Origin of the sequence: Desertimonas flava, from assembly GCF_003426815.1 — a bacterium.
GTDB lineage: Bacteria > Actinomycetota > Acidimicrobiia > Acidimicrobiales > Ilumatobacteraceae > Desertimonas > Desertimonas flava.
In genome coordinates, this window is sequence record NZ_QKYK01000026.1 from 26246 (window position 1) to 49339 (window position 23094).

At 71.4% G+C, this 23094-nt stretch carries 20 protein-coding genes; 11 read left to right on the plus strand and 9 right to left on the minus strand.

Annotation, left to right across the window (positions count from 1 at the left end):
- The first annotated feature begins 2 nt into the window (after nt 1-2).
- Genes nirB through DN771_RS22330 form a run of 4 tightly spaced genes read left to right on the plus strand, consistent with a single transcriptional unit; the run spans nt 3 to nt 6580 of the window.
- Complete coding sequence (nirB, locus tag DN771_RS22315) at nt 3-2555, plus strand: nitrite reductase large subunit NirB (protein ID WP_116999829.1); 2553 nt, start codon at nt 3-5, stop codon at nt 2553-2555.
- Nucleotides 2552-2914 (plus strand): nitrite reductase small subunit NirD, encoded by a 363-nt coding sequence (gene nirD, locus DN771_RS22320; protein WP_116999780.1) that lies wholly within the window; start codon nt 2552-2554, stop codon nt 2912-2914. The genes nirB and nirD overlap by 4 nt, the downstream gene beginning before the upstream one ends.
- Entirely contained in the window at nt 2911-4338 is a 1428-nt protein-coding gene (locus tag DN771_RS22325; protein ID WP_116999781.1) for a DmsC/YnfH family molybdoenzyme membrane anchor subunit, read from the plus strand. The genes nirD and DN771_RS22325 overlap by 4 nt, the downstream gene beginning before the upstream one ends.
- 31 nt (nt 4339-4369) lie before the next feature.
- The gene (locus DN771_RS22330; RefSeq protein WP_116999782.1) at nt 4370-6580 is read left to right on the plus strand and encodes a molybdopterin oxidoreductase family protein; all 2211 of its coding nucleotides are present in this window, start codon (nt 4370-4372) and stop codon (nt 6578-6580) included.
- Between the two features lie 34 nt (nt 6581-6614).
- Here the strand turns inward: DN771_RS22330 and DN771_RS22335 are convergent, their stop codons facing one another.
- Both DN771_RS22335 and DN771_RS22340 read right to left on the minus strand, forming a co-directional pair.
- Nucleotides 6615-7448 (minus strand): M90 family metallopeptidase, encoded by an 834-nt coding sequence (locus tag DN771_RS22335; protein ID WP_162942277.1) that lies wholly within the window; start codon nt 7446-7448, stop codon nt 6615-6617.
- A gap of 85 nt (nt 7449-7533) precedes the next feature.
- Nucleotides 7534-8913: an aspartate aminotransferase family protein gene (locus DN771_RS22340; RefSeq protein WP_227462445.1), complete on the minus strand. Its 1380-nt coding sequence runs from the start codon at nt 8911-8913 to the stop codon at nt 7534-7536.
- 81 nt (nt 8914-8994) lie between these two features.
- Here DN771_RS22340 and DN771_RS22345 point away from each other — a divergent pair, with 81 nt between their 5' ends.
- From DN771_RS22345 to DN771_RS22355, 3 genes are read left to right on the plus strand one after another with little or no spacing between them, the layout of a single operon-like run.
- Nucleotides 8995-9681 carry a dienelactone hydrolase family protein gene (locus DN771_RS22345; RefSeq protein ID WP_116999785.1) on the plus strand — a complete coding sequence of 229 codons (687 nt, stop codon included), beginning with the start codon at nt 8995-8997 and terminating at the stop codon, nt 9679-9681.
- Nucleotides 9682-9736: 55 nt separating this feature from the next.
- Nucleotides 9737-10510 (plus strand): hypothetical protein, encoded by a 774-nt coding sequence (locus DN771_RS22350; RefSeq protein WP_116999786.1) that lies wholly within the window; start codon nt 9737-9739, stop codon nt 10508-10510.
- 58 nt (nt 10511-10568) lie between these two features.
- A complete protein-coding gene (locus DN771_RS22355) occupies nt 10569-10802 on the plus strand; it encodes a hypothetical protein (RefSeq protein WP_116999787.1) in 234 nt (77 codons plus the stop codon).
- A gap of 156 nt (nt 10803-10958) precedes the next feature.
- Here DN771_RS22355 and DN771_RS22360 read toward each other — a convergent pair whose 3' ends face one another.
- From DN771_RS22360 to DN771_RS22370, 3 genes are all read right to left on the minus strand, one after another.
- Nucleotides 10959-12005 carry a cytochrome d ubiquinol oxidase subunit II gene (locus DN771_RS22360; protein WP_116999788.1) on the minus strand — a complete coding sequence of 349 codons (1047 nt, stop codon included), beginning with the start codon at nt 12003-12005 and terminating at the stop codon, nt 10959-10961.
- Nucleotides 11992-13386 (minus strand): cytochrome ubiquinol oxidase subunit I, encoded by a 1395-nt coding sequence (locus tag DN771_RS22365; protein ID WP_227462446.1) that lies wholly within the window; start codon nt 13384-13386, stop codon nt 11992-11994. The genes DN771_RS22360 and DN771_RS22365 overlap by 14 nt, the downstream gene beginning before the upstream one ends.
- 102 nt (nt 13387-13488) lie before the next feature.
- Nucleotides 13489-15093, minus strand: coding sequence for an acyl-CoA dehydrogenase family protein (locus tag DN771_RS22370; RefSeq protein ID WP_227462447.1), 1605 nt, complete (start codon nt 15091-15093; stop codon nt 13489-13491).
- A 130-nt stretch (nt 15094-15223) separates the two neighbouring features.
- Here DN771_RS22370 and DN771_RS22375 point away from each other — a divergent pair, with 130 nt between their 5' ends.
- Entirely contained in the window at nt 15224-16531 is a 1308-nt protein-coding gene (locus tag DN771_RS22375; RefSeq protein WP_116999790.1) for a lysylphosphatidylglycerol synthase transmembrane domain-containing protein, read from the plus strand.
- A gap of 6 nt (nt 16532-16537) precedes the next feature.
- On the opposite strand, the gene DN771_RS22380 is transcribed toward DN771_RS22375, so the two are convergent.
- The 3 genes from DN771_RS22380 to DN771_RS29770 form a co-directional block, all read right to left on the minus strand.
- Nucleotides 16538-16864 (minus strand): TraR/DksA family transcriptional regulator, encoded by a 327-nt coding sequence (locus DN771_RS22380; RefSeq protein ID WP_116999791.1) that lies wholly within the window; start codon nt 16862-16864, stop codon nt 16538-16540.
- Between the two features lie 65 nt (nt 16865-16929).
- Entirely contained in the window at nt 16930-18273 is a 1344-nt protein-coding gene (locus tag DN771_RS30735) for a helix-turn-helix transcriptional regulator (protein WP_116999792.1), read from the minus strand.
- A complete protein-coding gene (locus DN771_RS29770; protein WP_162942278.1) occupies nt 18270-18422 on the minus strand; it encodes a hypothetical protein in 153 nt (50 codons plus the stop codon). Before DN771_RS29770 ends, DN771_RS30735 begins: the two co-directional genes overlap by 4 nt.
- Here DN771_RS29770 and DN771_RS22390 point away from each other — a divergent pair.
- Complete coding sequence (locus DN771_RS22390; RefSeq protein WP_116999793.1) at nt 18421-19365, plus strand: NADP-dependent oxidoreductase; 945 nt, start codon at nt 18421-18423, stop codon at nt 19363-19365. The genes DN771_RS29770 and DN771_RS22390 overlap by 2 nt on opposite strands.
- Before the next feature lie 26 nt (nt 19366-19391).
- The gene (locus tag DN771_RS22395; protein ID WP_116999794.1) at nt 19392-20210 is read left to right on the plus strand and encodes an HhH-GPD family protein; all 819 of its coding nucleotides are present in this window, start codon (nt 19392-19394) and stop codon (nt 20208-20210) included.
- 12 nt (nt 20211-20222) lie between these two features.
- Here DN771_RS22395 and DN771_RS22400 read toward each other — a convergent pair whose 3' ends face one another.
- Nucleotides 20223-21773, minus strand: a complete 1551-nt coding sequence (locus tag DN771_RS22400; protein WP_162942279.1) for a PucR family transcriptional regulator — start codon at nt 21771-21773, stop codon at nt 20223-20225.
- Between the two features lie 219 nt (nt 21774-21992).
- Here DN771_RS22400 and DN771_RS22405 point away from each other — a divergent pair, with 219 nt between their 5' ends.
- Nucleotides 21993-23078, plus strand: a complete 1086-nt coding sequence (locus DN771_RS22405) for a BMP family protein (protein ID WP_205528724.1) — start codon at nt 21993-21995, stop codon at nt 23076-23078.
- Nucleotides 23079-23094: the final 16 nt, after the last annotated feature.

A 23094-nucleotide genomic window follows, 5' to 3' on the forward strand; every position in this document is an offset into this window, starting at 1 on the left:
CGATGTCCTCGCGTCGATCGGCGGCCGTGCCGGGCCGCGTCGAATGGGCCGACGTGGTCGTCATCGGCAACGGCATGGTCGGGCATCGCTTCGTCGAGGCCTACACCGAGCGCAACCCGTCGGCGACCCGACGGGTGGTGGTGATCGGCGAGGAGCGACACCGCGCCTACGACCGGGTCCACCTCTCGTCGCTGTTCGACGGCGTCGATCCCGCCGAGCTGACGCTCGGCGACGACGAGCTCTACGAGCGCAACGACGTCGACGCCATCCTCGGCGACCGGGTCGTCGACCTCGACACCGACGGTCACATGGTGACGACGGAACAGGGCCGGCGGATCGGGTACGGCTCCTGTGTCGTCGCCACCGGGTCGTCCGCGTTCGTCCCGCCGATCCCAGGGACCGACGCCGCCGGTGTCTTCGTGTACCGCACGATCGACGACCTCCACGCCATCCGCGAGTGGTCGTCGGATGCGACGAACGGCGTCGTGATCGGCGGAGGGCTCCTGGGCCTCGAGGCGGCGAACGCCCTGCGGCTCCTCGGCCTCGACACGACCGTGGTCGAGTTCGCGCCGCACCTGATGGCGATGCAGCTCGACGCCGGGGCGGGCCGGGTGCTCGCCGGTCACATCGAGCGGCTGGGCCTCGCCGTCCGCACGGCGGCCGCGGCCCAGGCGCTGCGTGTGGACACCGGCGGCAGGGTGCTGGCCGTCGAGACGGTGCCGGCCGGAGGCCAACCCGGCGACGGGCCGGCCGAGCCGTCGGCGATCGCCGCGGACATCGTCGTCATCGCCGCCGGGGTGCGGCCCCGCGACGAGCTCGGCCGGCGCGCCGGCCTGGCCATCGGGGACCGTGGCGGCGTCGTCGTGAACGACCACTGCCAGACGTCGGCCGCCGATGTGTACGCGATCGGCGAGGTGGCGTGCCACCGCGGCCGCGTCTACGGGCTCGTGGGCCCCGGCAACGCGATGGCCGACGTCGTCGCCGACCGGTTGAGCGGGGGAGCGTCCACGTTCATCGGCGCCGACACATCCACCAAGCTCAAGCTGCTCGGTGTGGACGTGGCCAGCGCCGGCGATCCGCACGCCGACGGCGACGAGGTGGTGGTGGCCGACCTCGGTGCCGGGACGTGGCAGCGGGCCGTGGTCGGTCCCGACGGCCGGGTGCTCGGCGCCAGCCTCGTGGGCGACACGACGGCGTTCCCGATGCTCGTGCAGGCCGTGCGGGGCGTCACCCGACCGGCCGACGTGCTCCAACTGCTGCGGCCGATGGGCGCCCCGTCGGGCAACGGCGTCGTCGACCTCCCCGACGAGGCGACGGTGTGCTCGTGCCACAACGTGACGTGCGGGAGCGTGCGTGGCGCCGTCGTCGAGGGCTTCGAGAGCATCGCCGGCGTGAAGTCGTGCACGCGGGCGGGAACCGGCTGCGGGTCGTGCGTCGCCTCGCTCCAAGAACTCATCGACGACCAGCTCGTGCAGCTGGGGCGCACGGTCGTCAAGCGCCTGTGCCCGCACTTCGCGATGACGCGTCCCGAGCTCTTCGAGCTGGTCCGGGCCACCGGTCTCCGCAGCTTCGCCACGCTGGTCGAACGCCACGGGTCGGGACGCGGGTGCGAGGTCTGCAAGCCGGCGGTGGCGTCGATGTTCGCCTCGCTCGGCTCGGGCTACATCCTCGACGGCGAGCAGGCCAGCTTGCAGGACTCCAACGACCACTTCCTCGCCAACATCCAACGCGACGGCACGTACTCGGTCGTCCCACGAGTTCCCGGCGGCGAGATCACGCCGGCACAGCTCATCGCCATCGGCCAGGTGGCCGCCGACTTCGGTCTCTACACGAAGATCACCGGCGGTCAGCGCATCGACCTCTTCGGTGCCCGGGTCGACGAGCTCCCGGCGATCTGGGCCCGCCTCCGCGAGGCCGGGCTCGAGTCGGGCCACGCCTACGGCAAGGCGATGCGCACCGTGAAGTCGTGCGTGGGATCCACGTGGTGCCGGTACGGCGTCCAGGACTCCGTGCAGATGGCGATCGATCTCGAGCTGCGCTACCGGGGCCTTCGCGCTCCCCACAAGATCAAGCTGGCCGTGTCGGGATGCGCACGCGAGTGTGCCGAGGCCCAGAGCAAGGACGTCGGCGTCATCGCCACCGACAAGGGCTGGAACCTCTACGTCGGCGGCAACGGAGGCATGCGTCCGGCCCACGCCGAACTGCTCGCCGAGGATCTCGACGACGAGACGCTCGTGCGCAGCATCGATCGCTACCTCATGTGGTACGTCCGCACCGCTGACCGCCTGGAACGGACGGCGACGTGGCAACGCAAGCTGCCCGGCGGGATCGACTTCGTGCGCAGGGTGGTGCTGCACGACGAGCTCGGGATCGCCGCCGACCTCGAGGCCGAGATGGCGCGCCACGTCGAGTCCTACCAGTGCGAGTGGGCCGCGACGCTCGACGACCCCGAACGGCTCGCCCGGTTCGTCACGTTCGTCAACAGCCCCGAGCCCGATGCCGCCGTGACGCGCGTCGAGGTCCGCGGCCAGCTGGTCCCGGCGGCCGTGTCATGACGGTGCTCGACGATCGCGATGTGGCCAGCGGCGCCGACTGGGTGGGGGTGTGCGAGGTGAGCGCACTGATTCCCGACCGTGGCGTCGCCGCCCTCGTCGACGGACATCCCGTCGCCGTGTTCCTCCTCTCCGACGGTTCGGTGCACGCGATCGACAACGACGACCCCTGCTCGGGAGCCGGTGTGCTCTCCCGGGGCATCGTCGGTGACGTCGACGGCGTGGCGACGGTCGCCTCACCGCTCTACAAGCAACGGTTCGAGCTGTCGACGGGCCGGTGCCTGGACGCCGAGGCGGCCGTCACCGTTCACCGCGCACGCATCGTCGACGCCGTCGTCGAGGTCCGGGTGGGGGACCGGTGACCGCCACGCCCGTCGCCCTGTCGCCCAAGCCCTTTCGACCGTCGCGGTCGCGAGCCGTGCCCGAACGGCCCGAGCTGCTCGCCCTCGACGCCGGTGAGCAGTACCGCTTCGGGTTCTCGATGGATGCGTGCATCGGCTGTCACTCGTGCGAGGTGGCGTGCGGCGAGCAGAACGGCCTGCCTCCCGAGGTGACCTGGCGCCGCGTCGGGGAGATCGAAGGGCTGGATGACCATGCGACGACGCGCCGCTTCCAGATATCGATGTCGTGCAATCACTGCATCGAGCCGGCGTGCCTCGAGGGGTGTCCGACCAACGCCTACGTGAAGCTGCCCAACGGTGTCGTGGCCCACCACGCCGACGACTGCATCGGTTGCCAGTACTGCACGTGGAACTGCCCGTACTCGGTCCCGGTGTTCCAGCCCGACCGGCGGATCGTCACGAAGTGCGACATGTGCCAGCCCCGCTTGGCCGAGGGACTCGCACCGGCGTGTGTGGATGCCTGCCCGACGCACGCCATCACGATCGAGAAGGTGAACGTCGCAGCGTGGCGGGACGACCACACCGGCGCCAACGCCCCGCATCTGCCCGACGCCGGGATCACCCTGTCGACCACTCGGATCGAGCTGCCGCGCGGCGTCCCGGCCGAGACCCTGGCGGCCAGCGACTGGAACCTGCGGCCCGAACATGCGCACTGGCCACTCGTGTGGCTGACGTTGGTGAGCCAGCTCGCCGTCGGCCTGAGCATCGTCGCGGCCGGCGGCTCGGGCACGGGCCTGCGGGTCGCCGCCGCGGCGACCGCGCTCGCCGGGCTCGTCGGCGCCGTCGGGCACCTCGGCCGCCCGGTCGCGGCATGGAAGGCGTTGCGGAACCTGCGGCGGTCGTGGCTCAGCCGGGAGGTGGCGGCGTTGTCGGCGCACGCCGCGGTGGCGGCGCTCGCCGTGCTGGTGCCCGGTGCGGCGGTGCCGGCGGCGGTCGCCGGCCTGGTGGGTGTGTACTTCTCGGCCCGGCTCTACGTCGTGCCGGGTCGGCCGGCGTGGAACACGCCGCTGACCATCGTGCGGTTCAACGCCACCGCCGTCGCCCTCGGCTTCGCCGCCGCCGGACACGGGGCGATCGCCGCCGCCGGCCTCGCCGTCGCTCTCACCGCCACGTCGGCCAACTGGCGCCGCCTGCGCAGAGTGGCCGACCGGGCGTGGCGAGGCGCCGTCGTGCTCGAGACGAGCCATTTCCGGACCGCCACGGCGGCTCGGTGGATCGTCGCCATCGCGGCGCTCGCCACCGGCCTCCTCGGCTCGCCGGCACCGCTCGTGTTGGCGCTCGCCGGGTTCAGCGAGCTGGTCGGCCGCTGGCTGTTCTTCGTCACCGTCGTCCCCCTCAACATGCCCGGCTCGTTCTGGCGCGGCGCCGCTGGGAGCAACCGGTGACCGGCCCGAGCCCGATCGGCGGGGGACGCGGATGAAGAGCGTGGCGACGCTTCTCGGACTCGACCACGGCGGCGAGCGCTACGCCTACGTCGCGCAGGCGGGCGCTCGCGGCCCGGTGTCGGCGTCGCGCGCCGCCGACCGCTGGGTCGCCACGACGTGCGGCTACTGCTCGGTCGGCTGCGGGATGCTCGTCGGGGTGCGCGACGGCCGGGCCGTCGCCGTCGAGGGGGACGCCCGCCATCCCGTCAACCGCGGGCGCCTGTGCCCCAAGGGCCTCTCCGAGCACCACATGCTCGATGTCGACGGGCGCTTGACCACTCCGTTCGTCGATGGCCGTCCGGCGCGTTGGGACGCCGCGCTCGACCGCACCGTCGAAGGCTTCAAGCGGCTCATCGACGAGCACGGGCCGGGCTCGGTGGCCATGCTGTCGACCGGGCAGCTGGTGACCGAGGAGTTCTACACGCTCGGCAAGCTGGTGCGGCTGGGGATGGGGCTGCGCCACTACGACGGCAACACCACGCTGTGCATGGCCAGTGCCGTGGCCGGCTACAAGCAGAGCTTCGGCACGGACGGTCCGCCCGGGTGCTACGAGGACTTCGAGCTGGCCGATGTCGTCGTGCTCTGGGGTGCCAACATCGCCGACAACCACCCGTTGCTCGCGCCGCGAGTGCTCAACGGCGAGGGCCGGGTGATCGTCATCGACCCGCGGGTGACGAAGACGGCGATGATCGCCGACGTCCACCTGCCGGTGCGCCCGCGCGGCGACGTCGCCCTCCTCAACGGCATCATCCGGGTGCTGCTCGACGAAGGACTCGCCGACGCCGGCGCCCTGCAGCGCACCGCCGACGGCGTTCCGGCCCTGCTCGCCCAGCTCGATTCGTGGACGGTCGAGCGAGCAGCCGCCGAGAGCGGCATCGACGTCGACACCCTCGTATCGACGGCGAGGGAGATCGGCCGGGCCGAGCGCTGTGTGTTCGCCTGGACGATGGGCGTCAACCACTCGGTGCAGGGCACACAGACCGTCACCCTGCTCAACACGCTGGCGCTGCTCACCGGCAACGTCGGACGGCCGGGAGCCGCACCGTTCTCGATCACCGGGCAGAGCAACGCGATGGGCACGCGCGAGACCGGGTTCACAGCGTCGATGCCCGGCTATCGCGCCTACGACGACCCGCGGGCTCGCGACGAGCTGGCGGCGCTGTGGGGCGTCTCGCCGGACCGCCTGCCCCGCGAGCGAGGCCACGCCTACCCGGACATCATCGACGGCGTCGTCGCCGGCGAGATCAAAGGATTGTGGATCATCGCCACCAACCCGATCGTCTCCTATCCCGATCGCGAGGTGCTCGAGCGGGCGCTGCGCGGCCTCGAGCTGTTGGTGGTCCAGGACGGTTTCGACACTCCGACCACACGGCTCGCCGACGTGGTGCTGCCGGCGGGGATCTGGGGCGAGAAGGACGGCACGTTCACCAACAGCGAACGACGGGTCTCGCGGGTCCGCGCCGCCGTGTCGCCGCCGGGCGAGGCCTGCGCCGACTTCGGCATCTTCCTGGCGATGGCCGAGCGCTGGGGCTGTGCCGACGAGCTGTTCGCCGGCTGGACCGAACCGCGCGACGCGTTCGAGGAGTGGCGCCGCGTGTCGGCTGGGCGGCCGTGCGACTACAGCGGCATCACCTACGAGCGGATCGACGCCGCCGGCGGGGTGCAGTGGCCGTGCCCCGAGGGCGCCGACGTCCCCGTCGGCGGAACGGCCCGCCTCTACACGGACGGGCGCTACAACCGGCCCGGCGGGCGCGCCGCGGTCTTCGCCGTGGAGCCCGTGCCGATCAGCGACGCGCCGCGCGCCGACTTCCCGCTCCTGCTCAACACGGGCCGGACCGTCGAGCACTGGCACACCCGGACGAAGACGGGACGGATCCCGATCCTCGAGGGGCTCGCTCCGGAGGCCTGGGTGGAGATCCACCCCGACGACGCCGCCGATCTCGGCGTCGGTTCCGGCGACATCGTGCGGGTCGAATCGTCACGAGGTGCGATCGACCGGATCCGCGCCCGTGTGACCTCCATCGTGCGGCGGGGCGAGGTGTTCGTCCCGTTCCACTGGGACGAGGCGTGCGCCAACCGCCTCACGGTCGCCGAGTTCGACCCGATCAGTCGCGAACCGAACTACAAGCAGTGCGCCGTCAAGGTGACGGCGGTGACGCCCGCTCGGCGGCGCCGCCCGGGACGCACACGGGTGCGCCGGTGAGCGGCGATCGTCACGGCCCGTGGAACGTCGACGGTCAGGACCCCGTGGAATCCACGGGGCGGGGGACCGCGTACCGGACGACGATGCGCGGCTGCGACACGACCGGCGTCGCCACCGCGGCGCGGCGCCAACGCTCGGCGGGGTCCTGCCGGTAGAAGCCGGCGAGCACGTCGTACAGGTCCGGCTTCTCGGTCTGCAGCTCGATCGGCCTGGTGAAGAACGTCTCGGTCGCCACGGCGAAGAATTCGGCGGCGTTGGTCCCGGCGTAGTCGCGCAGGATGCGCCCACCCGTTCCCTCGCGCACCGCCTCGAAGTGGTTGGTGCACACCTTCACCCAGCGCGGCACCGCCTCGTCGTCGAGCCGCGGCGTGCCGTCGAGCGTTCCGTCGAGCATGTCGAGCTTGTGGGCGAACTCGTGCAGCACGACGTCTCGCCCCCAGCGAGGCTGGGCGGCCTCACGGCGGGCGGCGGCCCACGACACCATCAACGGCCCGTCGTCGTGGTGCGCTTCGCCGTCGATCACGCCGGGGTACCGCGTGACGATGCCGCGCCCTCCGCTCAGCGTCGGTGCCCGGTCCATCGCGCCGGCCCGTACCACGACCGCCCCGACCTCGTCGTACCACGACTCGCCGAGCTCGAGCACCAGCAACGAGGCGTGCGCCGACACGAGGGTGCGCACCTCGTCGGTGAGCTCGAAGTCGCGGGCGGCCTCCCAGCGCCGTTCCCTGAGCAGCCAGTCGGCGAGCTCCCCGAGTCGGTCCCGCTCGCCGGGGTCGAGGAGGCGCCAATGCACCGACCGGGCGTCGAGGATCGAGCGCCACGCGTCGGGAAGCCCGGCGCGTTCGGCTCGCTTGCGTCGCCCGAACATCACCAGCAGTCAATCAGCGCCGGCCGGCGAACGCGGTAACAGATGGTGCCAGGCACCATCTGTTACCAGCGCCGGTCAGTTGAAGTCAGCTGGTGACGAACTCGTCGGCGACGGCGAGGGCTTCGTCGATGATGGCCAGGCCGGCGCGCATGTCGTCGTCGCTGATCGTGAGCGGCGGCACCACGTGCGTGCGGTTGAAGTGCGTGAACGGCCACAGCCCGCGCTGCTTGCAGGCCGCGGCGAACTTCGCCATCGGGGCGTTCGCCTCGCCGGAGGCATTGAACGGGACGAGGGGCTCACGGGTCTCGCGGTTGCGCACGAGCTCGATGGCCCAGAACACGCCGAGGCCGCGCACGTCGCCGACCGAGGGGTGCTTGGCCGCGAGCTCGGCGAGCGCCGGGCCGACGATGTCGTCGCCGAGGTGGCGGGCGTGCTCGATGATGCCCTCCTCCTTGAAGATGTTGATGCTGGCGACGGCAGAGGCGCAGGCGAGGGGATGGCCCGAGTAGGTGAGCCCGCCCTGGTAGGCGCGGGTGGCGAAGGACTCGGCGATCGCCTCGCTGATCACGACACCCCCGAGGGGGATGTACCCGGAGTTGACCCCCTTGGCGAAGCAGATCAGGTCGGGCGTGATGCCCCAGCGGTCGACGGCGAACCACTCGCCGCAGCGCCCGAAGCCGGACATCACCTCGTCGGCGACCATCACGATGCCGTGCTCGTCGCACAAGGCGCGGACGCCGGCGAGGTAGCCGTCGGGCGGCACGAGGATGCCGTTCGTGCCGACGACCGTCTCGAGCACGATCGCGGCGATCGTGCTCGGTCCCTCCATGGCGATGACGTCGGCGAGGTGGGCGAGCGCGCGCTCGGACTCCTCGGCCTCGGTCGAGGAGTGGAACGCCGAGCGATACGGGTAGGGGCCCCAGAACTTGACGACCCCGGGAATGCCTGGCTCGCTGCCCCATCGCCGCGGATCGCCGGTGAGGGTGATCGACCCGGCTGTCGAGCCGTGATAGCTGCGGTACATCGTGAGGATCTTGTGACGGCCGGTGTGGCCACGGGCCAGACGGATGGCGTTCTCGGTGGCCTCGGCGCCCCCGTTGGTGAAGAACACCTTGTCGAGATCGCCCGGTGCCAACTCGGCGATCAGCCGCGCCGCCTCGCTGCGGGCGTCGTTGGCGTGGATCGGCGCGACCGTGCACAGCTTGTCGGCCTGCTCCTTGATCGCCGCGACCAGCTTCGGGTGCTGATGGCCGATGTTGACGTTGACGAGCTGGCTCGAGAAGTCGAGATAGGTGGTGCCGGACTCGTCCCAGAACCGCGCGCCCGAGGCGCCGGCGATGACGACGGGGTCGAGGGCGGCCTGCGCCGACCACGAATGGAAGACGTGGGCCCGGTCGTCGCGATAGGCGGCCGATCGCTCGGGGGTGGCCGGCGCGGTGGCGGGTGAGCTGTCCGTGGCTGTCACGACGACGATGGTATTCGACATTGCCGCGGGTGAACAGAAGACTCTTTGTTACCGGACAAAGAGCCCTCTACGGTGACCCGAATGGGAGATCACGTCACGCTGACGAGCGACGGAGGACAGACCGACGGATCGGTTCCGGGGTACTTCAGCGGCGGGGGAGGACCCGGCGTCGTCGTCATCCACGAGTGGTGGGGGCTCACGCCGCACATCCTCGACGTGGTCGAGCGGTTCGCCGCAGCCGGCTTCACCGCGATCGCCCCCGACCTGTATCACGGGCGCACCGCCACCGACGAGCACGAAGCGGCGTCCCTCGCCGGCGCTCTCGACAGCACGCGTGTCCTTGACGACCTCGGCCTCGCCGTCGACCACCTCGTCGAGGTCACCGGCACCCGCCGCGTGGGAGTCGTCGGATACTGCCTCGGCGGGGGATTGGCCCTCGCCCTGGGCGCGGCGCGGCCCGACGCCGTGGTCGCCGTGGCCCCGTACTACGGGCTGCCGCCCGAGGGCATGGCGGTCGACCTGTCCCAGATCGAGGCCACGGTGGTCGGCGAGTTCGCCGAACTCGACCCGTGGTATCCGCCGGCGGCGGCCAGCGCCCTCCAGGAGTCTCTGCGCGCCGCTGGTCGCGACGCGACGATCAACGTGCACCGTGGTGCCGGCCACGCCTTCTTCAACGACGCCCGCCACGACACGTACGCGGTCGAGCCGGCGCTCGAGGCGTGGGAGCGGACCCTGGCGTTGTTCCGCGACCAGCTCGGTGACGGTTGACCGACACGCGAATATGACGCCGTCCGCGCTCCGGCGACCACTAGGTTCGCCGCGTATGCGTACCGCCTTCACCCTCCGCACGTCGCTCGCCGCCGCCGCCCTCGTCGCCGGTGGGCTCCTCGCCACGGCGGGCGCCGCCTCCGCTGCGCCTCCTACCGAGCCCCCCACCCAGCCCATCGAGATCGATCTCCAGCAGATCATGGAGACGCTCACGCCCGAGCAGATCGCCTGCATCGCTCAGGCCGGCGCCGATCTCGCCGCCGATCCCAATTCGGCAGTCCAGGTGCTCACCGACTGTGGCGTCTCGCTGGACCAGCTGGCGACACTCGTGCCCGGCGGCGAGTCGCTCGACCCGGCCGTGTCGAGCGAGGTCGGCTCGGATGACGGCACGGTCGACCCGGCAGCCGTCGCCGCGGTCCTGGCCGCCGCCGGCCTCGACGCCACCGACCTCACCTGCATCGGTGCCGGTCTCGACGCCGCCGTCACCGGCGACGACGCCGAGGCGCTGACCATCCTGCAGGGCTGTGGCATCAGTCTCGCCGAGGTCCTTCAGGGTCTCGTGGCCGCCGGTGCGTCCGCGCCCGTTCCCGCGGTCGACACGCCCGCCACGCCCGCCTCGACGGTGGCCGGTGTCCCGGCCGACGACGCCATCAACAACATGGTGACGGACATGCTCGCGAGCATGGGTATCGAGCTGTCGCCCGATCAGATCGCGTGCTTCACCAACGCGGTCACGACCGGCGGGATCAACTCCTCTGACACTGGCGCAGTGATGACCCTCTTGTCGGAATGCGGCATCAGCCTCACCGACATGATGCCGTCCGGCTGAGGCAGGCCAAGCGTGCAAAAACCGCGCAGAACAGTCATCGAACGATAATGTCTCGCCCATGAAGAAGCTGATTGCCCTGTGCGCCGTTGGTGCGCTCGCCTTTGCCGCCTGTGGCGACGATGACGACGACACCCCGGCTACCGAACCCGCTGCTGAGGCCACCGAAGCCGCCGCCGACGAGACCGAGGCTGCCGCCGAGGAGACCGACGCCGCTGCCGACGAGACCGAGGCTGCCGCCGACGAGACCGAGGCTGCGGACGAGGACGCCGAGACCACCGAAGCCACGAGCTGAGTTTCTCACCCCCTTGTGGGGTGGGTGCCGGCTCACGCCGGCGAACAGGCGTCCCGACAAGGGACGCACTGAGACTCCGGACCAGACCGCCGTTGCCCTGGCAATCGCCCGGGCAAGGGCGGTCTGCCAGTTTTCTTTCCGGGGACTCGAGGACGGTCAGCTCTCCGTGGAGCGGGGCTCCGGAATCGGGCCTTCCACGGGAGGATCGACGGCCCAGTCCCGCCGATTCACGAGGACGAACAGCCACAGCATCGCCGGTACCGCCGTCACCGCGGCGGCGGCGAACGTGACGACGAGCCCGACCTGGGTCGCCCGGGCACCCGCCGCATCCTCCAGCGTCAACGTGTCGGCCAGCAGGTCGGGATACTGGGCAACACCCCAGCCGATCACGATCGCCGCCACGGCGACGACCGTGGAGATCCTGGCGACCGCCCAGCGCCCGGCGCGCAGCAGCCAAAGACTCGTCGCACCCGCTGCCGCCGACACGATGAGCGCCGCCGCGCCGCGGCCCTGGAGGCGATCGGCCAGCGTGTCCGAGTCGATCCGGATCGGCACGATGGCGGCCACCGCCACGAACCCCGTGATCGCGCCGACGACGAGATTGCGGCGCCCCACCCAGGCGGCGAGGTGGTCGTCGCCGGCCCGCTGGGCGTCGGCGGCGAGGAACGACCCGGCGAGGAACGTGCACGTGAGCACGGCCAGGACACCGCCCACCCACGACGTCGGACCGGTCCAGCTGGTGACCAGGCTGCCGCTGCCGTCGGCAGGGACGCGGCCGCTGGCGATGCCTCCGGCGATCATGCCGAGGAAGAACGGCGTGATCAACGACGACGTGGCGAACACCACGCCGTAGAGCCGCGCCCGCTCCCAAGACCCCGCGAACTTGCGGAAGGCGAAGCCCGCCCCGCGCAGGACGATGCCGAGGCCGACGAACAGCCATGGCACGTACAACGTCGTGACGATGGCGCCGAAGCCCTCGGGGAACCCGGTCCAGAGGAAGACGAGCACGTAGATCAGCCACACGTGGTTAGCCTCCCAGACCGGCCCGATGCTGCGGTCGATCTGGTGTCGCAGCGCCGGCGCCTCGCGTCGATCGAGGGCGAGCAGGTCCCAGATCCCGCTGCCGAAGTCGGCGCCCCCGAACAGCGCGTAGCACAGCACACCGAGGAACAGCATCGCAGCGACGACGTCAACGAGGCTCATGGTGCACCCGCTCGGGGATCTCGTAGGGCGTCGGGAGGTCGACGTCGCCCGTGTCCCGCCATCGGCGGGCCATGCCACGCAGAACGCTGACCGCGCCGACGGCCATCGCCGTGTACACGACGACGATCACCACGAGGCTGATCCAGATGTTCCCGCTCTGCGTGACGGCGTCCTCCACCCGCATCACGCCGAACACGATCCACGGTTGGCGGCCGACCTCGGTCGTCGTCCACCCGGACTCCAGGGCGACCACCGAGAGGATGCCCGCAGCGAGGGCGGCGCGCAGGAACCAGCGGCCGGCGAACACGTCGGCGCCAGGGTCGCGCCGGGAGCGCCGCCAGCGCCAGCCGAACCACAGGGCGATCAGCGCCATCACCACACCGGCGCCGATCATGATCTGGAAGGCGAGATGGACGACATTGGCCGGCGGGCGGTCTTCGACGGGGAACTCGCTCAGACCGGGAACGGCGCGGTCGATGTTGGCCCGCGAGATCAGCGAGCCGAGCCACGGGATGGGGATGCCGAACCTCACGTCACCGTCGACCAAGACGCCGCCGAGCCACAACGGGGCTCGCGTCTCGGGATCGGCGGCGAGCTCCATCGCGGCGAGCTTCGACGGCTGGTCGCTCGCCAGGCGCATGCCGCCGATGTGACCAATGAACGGCTGGATCACCGCACCGACGGCGGCGAACGTGAACGGGACGGTGAATCCGAGGCGATGGTGGCGATCGCGGCGGCCGCGCATCATGCCGACGGCGTACACCGCGGCGGTGACGAACCCGGCGACCATGTAGGCGGCGACGAACATGTGGGTGAACTGCTGCCAGACGGCCCCGTTGAAGATCGCGCCGAGCGGATCGACGTCGGTGACGTTCAGGCTGCCGTCGGGCAGCGGCGGGCCGAGCTCGAACCCGGCGGGAGCATTCATCCAGGCGTTGACGGCGAGCACGCAGAACGTGCCGAACACTCCGGAGATGATCATCGGGATCAGCGTCCGCAGGTGGATCTTCGGCGGCAGGCGGTTCCAGCCGTAGAGGTAGATGCCCATGAAGATCGCCTCGACGAAGAAGGCGATCCCCTCGAGCGCGAACGGCAGGCCGAGGACGTCGCCGAACGTCGACATCAGCTCGGGCCACAGCAGGCCCATCTCGAAGCTGAGGATCGTGCCGGACACGGCGCCCACGGCGAACAGCACGGCCGCCGCCTTGGCCCACTTGTGGGCGAGGTCGAGGGCCGCCTGGTCGTTGTCACGGATGCCGCGCCGGTGGACGACGTAGATCATGGCCGGGAAGGCGACGCCGAAGCACGACAGGATGATGTGGAACCCGAGCGACAGCGCCATCTGGTAGCGCGCCGCCATCAGGTTCTCGAGAGCCAGCAAGGCCGTACCTCCTCCGGTCGTCCACTCCAGTCAAGCAGTCGGCCGGGGGTGCCGTCCGGTTCCGTGATCCCCGTCACCCGCCGCCGGGCCGGGCGACGAGGTTCAGGAGACGAGGCGGCGGGCGATGACCTTGAGACAGAGCGTCTCGTCGGCGCCCTCGAAGATCGACAGCACCCGGGCGTCGACGAAGAGACGGCTCACCGTGAACTCCTCGGCGTAGCCCATGCCGCCGTGGATCTGCATCGCCTCGCGGGTGACCCACTCGGCCGCCTTGCAGACGTACGCCTTCACCATGCTCGCCTCCGTGGCCCCTTCCCCCTTGGCCATCAGCGTGGCGACGTGGTACGCCGACTGCCGGGCCGCCTGGATGAGCACGGCCATGCGGCCGAGCTTGGCCTGCGTCAGTTGGTACTCGACGATGTTGGAGCCGAAGACCTTGCGGTTGCTGGCGTAGTCGAGCGCTTCGGCGTAGGCGGCCTGCATCACGCCGATCGCCCGGGCGGCGGTCTGCAGCCGGCCGTTCTCGAAACCCTCCATCTGGTAGTAGAAGCCGCGACCCAGGCCGTCTTCCCCGCCGATGAGGTGATCGGCCGGGACCCACCAGTTCTCGAGGGCGACCTCGTAGCTGTGCATCCCGCGGTAGCCGATCGTGTCGATCGGGCGACCTTCCATCTTGCCGTGCTGGCCGTTGATGGTGATCCCGTCCTGGGTGAACTGGAAGCCGTGGCCGTCACCTTGGGGCTTGGGGACGATGAACAGGCTGAGGCCCCGATGGCTCTTGGAGCGGTCGGGATCGGTCCGGGCGAGCAGCATCAGCACGTTGGCCCGGGCGGCGAACGTGCACCACGTCTTCACACCGTTGATGACGTAGCCCGCGGAGCCGTCGGGCCCGGGGGCGGGGGTGGCTGTGACCTTGAGCCCGGCGACGTCGCTGCCGTAGTCGGGCTCGGTGACGGCGACGGCGGCCATCACCTCGGCGGTGGCCAGCTTGGGCAGCCATTCGAGCTTCTGTTCCTCCGTGCCGCCCTTCACGAGCGCCCTGGTGAGGATCTCCGGCCGTGTGATGAGCGAGCCGCCGATTCCGAGGCTCGCCCGGCTGAGCTCCTCGGTGGCGATCACCATCGCCACGTACTCGCTGTCGCCACCCTCGCTGAAGCCGCCGTACTCGGCGGGGACCGACAGGCCGAACGCGCCGATCTCGGCGAGACCGGCGATCACCTCCTCGGGCACGTCGCCGTTGGTGCGGTGGACGTGCTCGGCGTGGGGGGCCACGACGTTGGCGGCGAACGAGCGGAACGTGTCCTGGACGAGCTCCATGTCGGCATCGAGGTGGCGCGGTCCCTCGGTGGAGGCCAGCGACGCGAGGAACGCCGGGTCGCGGTAGGCGGCCAGCGCCGGGCGGGCGGGGTCGAACACGTCGGCAGCGACGTCCCAGAGGCTCTCGCGACCGGCGACCCGAGTGATGAGGTCGTGCACCATGTCGGCGGCAAAGGCGCACGTGATCGCCGCCTCGGCGTCGCCCTTGGCGCCGTAGTCGAGCAACACCCTCGCCGTCGCCGCAGCCGATGCGGCGTGGGCGATGTCGTAGGCGACCACCTGGTTGGCGTCGGGACCGCCCTCGGCCTGCAGTTTGGCGAGGGCGGCCTTCACCACGGAGTCGGCGAGGTCGACGAGACCGGCAGCAGCGGTGAGGTCGGGCGTGCTCATGGCTCGCGACCTTACCGACCGGTAATTCTGCGGCTCGTACGCGCCGCGACGTGCCATCCGTCGCATCCTCGGAGGCTCGCGCCGGTGCTGATGGCGTGGCTGGTGCCGTCCGATCGTGTAGCAAGGGGTCGTGAGCGCGCGGTCGGAGCACAATCGGCGGATTGCGCCGCCGGAGTGGGTCTCCGGTGATCTGCCTCCCATCGTGCGCGACCCGTCGGAGCCGGTCGAGCGCAAGAAGAAGTTCAAGCCGCTGCGGTTCGGCATCAAGACGGTCGGGTTCCTGCTGGCTGCCAACTTCTTCGTGCTGCCGATCCTCCCGCGGTTCCGTGACGCCGCCGAGAATCTCACCAAGGTCGAGCCGCTGCTGCTCGTGCTCGGCCTGGCGCTGCAGGTCGGGGCCTGGTCGGCGTACTCGCTGCTCACCCGCGCCGCCTTGGGAGAGGCCGGCAAGACGATCTCGCACATGCGGATGTTCCGCATCCAGATGAGCTCGAAGGCCCTCACGCTCATCGTCCCGGGCGGCAACGCCGCCGGAGGGGCGCTCGGCTACCGGTTGCTCACGCTGTCGGGCATCCGTGGTGCCGACGCCGGGTTCGCCATGGCCACCGCCGGCGTCGGCTCAGCCCTGGTGCTCAACATCATCTTCTGGGGTGCCGTGCTGGTCTCGATCCCCAGCCGCGGCGTCAACGGTCTGTACGCCACAGCGGCCCTCGTCGGTGTGGTGACGATGTTCGTCGTCGCGATGCTGGTGCTCGGCCTGATGCACGGCCAGGGCCGGGCCGAGCGCATCGTGCGCCGGATTGCCGCCAAGTTCCGGCTCAGCGGCGACAAGGCCGTGAGCGTGCTGCGCCAGATCGGCAGCCGCGTCGAGGAGTTGATCGACGATCGCCGGCTGTTGAAGCGGGTCGCCGGTTGGGCGGCGCTGGCGTGGTTGCTCGATGCGACGTCGCTGTGGATGTTCCTGCGCGCGTACCACGACCAGGCGATGGATCCCGATGGGCTGCTCGTGGCGTTCGGGCTGGCCAACGTCGTCGCCTCGGTGCCGCTCACCCCGGGAGGCCTGGGCTACGTCGACGGCGTCTACGTCGGCTCCCTCGTCGGCTTCGGGATGCCCAGGACGCCGGCCGGTCTCGGCGTCGCGTCGTACCGCCTCGCCCAGTGGGCGTTCCCGATCATCGTCGGCGCGTTCTTCTACCTCACGCTCCGAGTGGGGCCGTGGAGCATCGCCCGGCGGGAGCGACTGAAGGCGATGCGCGAACTCGTTCGCGATGCGGAGAGCACCCACGAGTCGAGCATGGACTTCCTCATGCGCGCCTGGCCCAAGCGGCCGGTGCGGAGAATGCCCGACGTCCAGATCCCGGTCGAGGATGCCGAGGAAGCGGCCCGCGCCGAAGCGATCGAGGCGCTGGAATCCGAGCAGGATCCCGCCGACACCTGACGCGCGTCAGGCGCAGTCGCGACAGGTGGTGGTGTCGGGGAGCGCTTCGAGGCGTTCGTCACCGATCGGCTGGCCGCACTCGGAGCAGCGCCCGTAGTCGCCGGCGGCTTCCTGGGCGAGGGATCGCTCGGCTGCGGCGAGGGCACCACGGGCCTCCTCGAGGATGCGCCGCGTGGTGTCGCGGTCTTCCTGGATGACGTCGCGGTTGCCGAGCAGCTGCTCGTACTCGACTTCGAGCTCGGCCACGCGGGCGCGCGCCTGGTCACGCTCCGCCTCGAGGCGTGCGTGCAGATCGGCGTCAGCGGCGGTGGGGACAGGCTGTGAAGTGGTCATCGGAGACTCCGGTGTGGTCAGTGGATCATCCGGCCGGGGCTGACCAGTCGGGTGATCCGTCAACGCTACCGAGCGGTCCCGGCGGCGGGGGCGATGGTTTCACGTCCGGCGCCGCCGGTGAGCGCGGGCAGTCCGTTGGCGTGGGCCAGGGCGGCCGCCTCGCCGCGGGTGGTGACGTCGAGCTTGCGCAGGATGTTGGCGACGTGGAACTTCACCGTGTGTGCGGTGATGGTGAGCGCCTCGGCGATCTGGGCGTTGCGCTCACCGCGGGCCACCAGCGTCAGCACCTCGAGTTCGCGGGGGTTGAGCACCGAGAGCGGTGAATCGGCCTCGGCGGTGGTGATGGCGAGAGGAACGCGGACGGTGACCGTCGACCCCCAGCCGGGGACGGCATCGACGTCGAGCCGCGCCGAGAGGGCGTCGAGCCGCTCGCCGATCGGCGACGTGCGCAGCGCGTCGGCGTCGAGGCTCCCCGGTCCGTCGTCACGAACGGAGATGACGAGGAATCCGCCTTCGGGCCGCCACGCGAGCCGCAGCCTGGACACGTCGGCCTGGTCGCCGGCTGCCATCACGAGCGAGCGGGAGACGGCGCGCGCAGCGTGGGCGATCCCGGCCGGGATGCTCGGGCCGGTTCCGGGGCCGGCCAGCTCGAGCCGCGCGGCGGCGAAGCGCACCTGGGGCGCGAGCTGGTCGCGCAGCCGCTCGAACGCCGCGTCGAGCGGCTCCTCGCTCATGTCGCGGTTGCGATGGCCGCGCTCGCGCAGCTCGATCAGTGCCGTCGTCGCCAGCTCAACGGCCGCCGCACGGGCCGAGCCGTCGGGGACGTCGCGTGCACGGAGCGCGGTGAGGATGCCGCTCAACGTCGCTTCGTGGGTCTCGCCGAGCTCGGCGATCGCCCTGGCCCGCTCCTGCGCGGCGGCGAGGGTGGAGGCCAGGAACCCTGGTGCGGCGCTGACCGATCGGTCGATCCAGGTCAGCGCGGCGACGTCGCAGAGGCCGGCGATGGCGTCGACGTCGATGTGCTCGGTGCCCATGCCGGCGGGGCCGTCGAGGGCGACTACGAACACCGACCCGGTGGCATTCGGTGGTACCGACCGCACGGCGAGCACTCGATGCTCCGCGCCCGCGAGCAGCATCGGGCCGACCCATCGCTCTCCCGGCGTGAGGGCATCGTGGAGCCCGCCGAGCTCGGCGCTGGTCACGCGGTCCGCCGGCTCGACGGAACTGACCTTGAGCGGGGAGTGCGAGCAGTCGCCGGTGAGCACGGCGACGAGTGGCCGGCGCCCCGACGGCGCGACATCGGCCATCAGATCGGCCAGACGGTCCATCACGTGCTCGATGGGCGCGGCGAACAGGTCCAAGGCGGCGTGGAGGGCCCAGCCGGCATCGACCCTGGTGGCGGTCGTCACGGGCTCAGGCTAGCCGCGACGATGCCGGCCGCGGCTCGCCGTTCGGCGAGGAGGACTGCCCGAACGGCGAGGTCGCGCCGCGTCTCGTCCTGCGCATCGTGGACGGCAGCCCGCGAGGAGCGGACGGACACGAATGGAGCAGTAGTCATGCGAGCAGTGAGATTCGACCGGTACGGCGGTGTGGACGTCTTGGAGGTCCGCGACGTCGACGATCCCGTCGCCGCCGAGGGGCGTGTCGTCGTGGAGGTGAGAGCGGCCGGTGTCAATCCCGGTGAGATGGCGATCCGCGAGGGCTTCCTGCACGACCGCTGGCCGGCGACGTTCCCGTCGGGACAGGGGAGTGACCTCGCCGGCGTGGTGGTCGCCGTCGGCGACGGCGAGACGTCGTGGAAGGTCGGCGACGAGGTGTTGGGCTTCAGCCACGAGCGCTCGTCGCATGCCGAACTGGTCGCCGTGCCGTGGCAGCAGCTGGTGGCCAAGCCGGCGGGAACGCCCTGGGAGGTCGCCGGGTCGCTCTACGTCGCCGGCGTCACGGGAGCGATCGCCTCCCTGGTGGTCGCCCCGCAGGCGGGCGAGGTCGTCGTCGTGTCGGCGGCCGCCGGCGGTGTGGGCGGCGTCGCCGCCCAGATGTCGGTGCGCGCCGGCGCCACGGTGATCGGCCTGGCGAGCGAGCGTCACCACGACTGGCTCCGCAGCCGTGGCGTGGTGCCCGTCGCGTACGGCGACGGCCAGGAGCAGCGCATCCGTCGGGCCGCCGGAGAGCGACCGATCGCCGCGTTCATCGACACGTTCGGTCGCGGCACGGGTGCGGCGACCTCGGACGGGTACATGGCGCTGGCCGTCGCCCTCGGCGTGCCGGCGTCACGCATCGAGACCGTGATCGACTTCGCCGGAGCGGCCGAGATCGGCGCCAACGCGGTCGGCGGCGACCACCCCGATCCGCGCCCGATCCTGACCGAGCTGGCCGGCCTCGTCGCCACCGGCGATCTCGACGTGCCGATCGCCGCGACGTACCCGCTCGAGCAGGTGCGCGACGCCTACCGCGACGTCGAGCGCCGGCATACCCGCGGCAAGATCGTCCTCCTGCCGTGAGCCGCCGCCGGTAGCGTCGGCGGGCGATGCTCGATCCTGGCGCCGTGTTGGCGTGGGGCGTGCCCCGGCTGCGCGATCTGCCGTGGCGGGCGACCCGGGACCCCTGGCACATCCTCGTGGCCGAGGTGATGCTCCAGCAGACGCAAGCCGAGCGCGTCGCGCCGAAGTGGGAGGCATTCCGGGCCGACTTCCCGACGCCGTCGGTCACGGCAGCCGCCGCGCTCGGCGACGTGCTGCGCCTGTGGCAGGGCCTCGGGTATCCGCGTCGGGCCAGAAACCTCCGCGACGCCGCCGTGGCGATGGTCGACCGGCATCGCGGCGAGGTGCCGGACCGTCTCGACGATCTGCTCGCCCTTCCGGGCATCGGCCCGTACACGGCGCGGGCGGTGCTGGTGTTCGCCTACGAGCGCGACGAAGCAGTCGTCGACACCAACATCGCCCGCGTCCTCGCACGCGTGGCCGGGGAGCGGCTCACGGCGAAGCGCGCCCAGGCGCTCGCCGATTCGCTCGTCCCGCGTGGTGACGGATGGGCGTGGAACCAGGTGCTGATGGACCTCGGCGCCCAGCTCTGCCGGCCCGACCCGAAGTGTGAGCGATGTCCCGCGACATCGCGATGCGCGTGGTACCGATCCGGACGCTTGGCACCTGACCCGGCGGTCGGCTCGGCCGGGGTCAGCACCCGCCAGGGCCGGTTCGAGGGCAGCGCCCGCCAGGCCCGTGGCAAGGTGCTCCACGCCTTGGCCGGGGGAGCGGCACCGGCCGCGGCGTTTCCCGCCGACATCGTGGCGACGCTCCTCGCCGACCGGCTCGTCGTCGCCGACGGCCCGCTGCTCCGCCTCCCGTGAGCGGGCGAGCGCTCAACGTGTGGCGGCGGAGGTGCGGAGGCGCCAGCCGACGAGGGCGAGGTCGATGGCGGTGCGGCGCTCGCGATGGTCGAGATCGAACCCGCCGAGGAGGGAGCTGATCCGCTCGAGGCGCCCGTACAGCGTCTGGCGACGAACACCGAGGCTGGCGGCGGCCGCCGACTTCGACAGGCTGCAGGAGAGATAGGTGTCGAGGGTGCGCACGAGCTCCGAGCCGGTCCGGGCGTCGAACTCGATCAGGGCACCGATCTGGTCCTGCACGAATCGTTCGAGCGCGGTGTCGTCGACGAGCCCGGCGATCAGCTGGTAGAGGGCGAAGTCGTCGGCGAGCACCGTCTCGGTCGAGGGGGTGAGGCGACGAGCGAGCACGGCGGTCTCGCGTGCCGTGGCGACAGAGCGGTCGAGTCCGGCGATGTCGTCGACGAGCGCTCCGGCGCTCACGACGAAGCGCCCGGTGGCGGTCAGGTCGAGCTCGGTACGGACGACAGCGGCGAAGTCGGCGAGCCGGCGCCGGACGTCGCGCGGATGGACCGCGGTGGCGACGACGACCACGTCGTCGAACGGTGCCACCAAGGCCGGGCCGAACGCCCGCCGGGCCCCCGCCCGCGCTGCGGCGATGGTGGTGAGCGCGCCCCGGCTGCCCCCGGCGACGAGGAGGCACAGGGCGATCGCCCGCTGACCGGCCCCGACCACCAGCCCCACCCCGGCGGCGCGACGGTTGAGCTCGTCGATCGACGAGTACTCACCCCGCACGATGTCGGTGAGGAGGTCGCCGCCGGCCTGGTCGAGGCTTGGCAGCCGGGGGTGGGCCCGCTGCATCTCCAGCGCCAGCAGTCCGACCACGCTCTCGACGACCGCGAGCACGGGCTGGGCCACCGGCCCGGCGATGCTCAGCGATCCCCATTCTGTTCCGGCGGCCGAGACGGCCACGGTCGTCGACGGCACGTCCGACATGCCCGTCGGCAGCTCGGCCCCGGGAGTGCTGGCGATCACGTCCCCGCCGACCGACGTGAGGGCCACCGGTGCGCCGGCGACCTCGGCGATGCGGGCGACCATCGCCGGCAGGCCGTCGCCGGCGATCATGCCGCTGACGATCCGCTCGGCGAGATCGGCGCCGTCACGCAGGCGCCCGACCTCGCCGCCGATGAGCAGAGGGTGCGCCGCCTCGGTGATCTCGATGAACGGAACGACCCCGTGCAACACGACGAGGGCGAGGCCTTCGTCCCGCGCCGCCGCCACGAGCGTGTCGGGCGCGACGGTGAACGTGCGCCCGAGCTCGAGGAACAGGGCGGCCACACCCACCCCGGCGAGCGACGCGACGTACCGCCGCACGGCCGTGGCGGACAACCCGACGAGGCCGAGGCCGGTGGTGAGCAGCACCTCCCCGCCCTTCAGCAACGGCGAGATCTCGTAGATCTCCGACGTGTGCACCCAGCGCACCGGACGGTCGAGATCGCCGGAGCCGCCGACCACCAGCTCGGGGCGGGCCCGGCGGACCACGGGGAGGTCGAGCAGCCCCGCCACGGTCATCGTTGCGTCCGCCACGCGGCGGCAGGCTAGTCGCCGGTGGGGGACGAAGTGTCCAGTGGAAACGCCGCCGAAACGACACATCGTCCCTGGACCACACCACCGTCGGTGGGTACCGTCTGACGCAGTCAGCCATCGACACCGGCGCAGCCGGCCACCAACAGCCAGCCACCAACAGACATTCATCGACAGACAGCCATCGACAGCAGCCCACCAACCACGCAGCGAGGTTCCACCGTGCGCATCCCCACTCTCCTCGGAGCGGCCGGCCTGGCGGCCGCGACCGTGGCCGCCGGCATCGTGAGCGGCACCGGTGCCGCCTCCTCCGACGCCGAGCCCTTGCTCGTCTACGGCGTCTACGCCACCGCTCTCGAGGAGCCCTGGGACGGGGCGATCCACACGGCGATCGAGGCGGTCGCCGAGACCGGCGCCATCGAGTACCGCTACGTCGACGGACTCGGCACGGCCGACGTGATGGAGCGCGGCCTGCGCGACATCATCGAGTCGGAGGACCCCGACCTCATCGTGGGTGACGCCTTCGCCGCCGAGGAGGCGGTGCGGGCGGTCGCGGCCGACTATCCCGACACGGCGTTCGCCTTCGGCTCCGGCCAGGCCGAGGTGGCTCCCAACTTCAGCGTGTTCGACAACTGGCTGCAGGATCCGGCGTACCTCGCCGGCATGCTCGCCGGGGGCCTCACCGAGTCGAACACGATCGGCGTCGTCGCCGCCATGCCCATCCCCGAGGTCAACCGCATCGTCAACGCCTTCGTCGATGGTGTCGGCACCGTCAACCCCGACGCCACGGTCAAGGTCTCGTTCATCAACTCGTTCTTCGATCCGGCGAGCGCGGGACAGGCCGCCGAGGCCCAGATCGCCCAGGGCGCCGATGTGCTCTTCGCCGAGCGGGCCGGCGTGATCGAGATCGCCGAGGAGAACGACCTGCCGGTGATCGGCATGATGGTCGACCAGCGTGAGCTGGCGCCGGGTCACGTCGTCACGTCGCTGGTATGGAACATGCAGCCGACGATCGAGGCGCTCGTCGAGCAGGTGAGCTCCGGCACCTACGAGGCGCAGAACCTCGCCGAGTACTCGTTCATGGTCAACGGCGGCAGCTCGATCGCCGAGATCAACACCGACATCGTCGTCGAGGTGCCCGAGGATCTGCTCGCGGCCGTCGAGGCGCAGCAGGAGGCGATCCTCGCCGGTGAGTTCACGACGCCGGTCGACGAGTCCGAGCCGGCCGGTTCGATCAATGCCGGCGAGGCCGCGGCGGCATCGGCCGAAGGCGCCTCCGACAGCGCAGCTCCGGCGACCACCAGCTGAGCATCGCCCGGTCGTC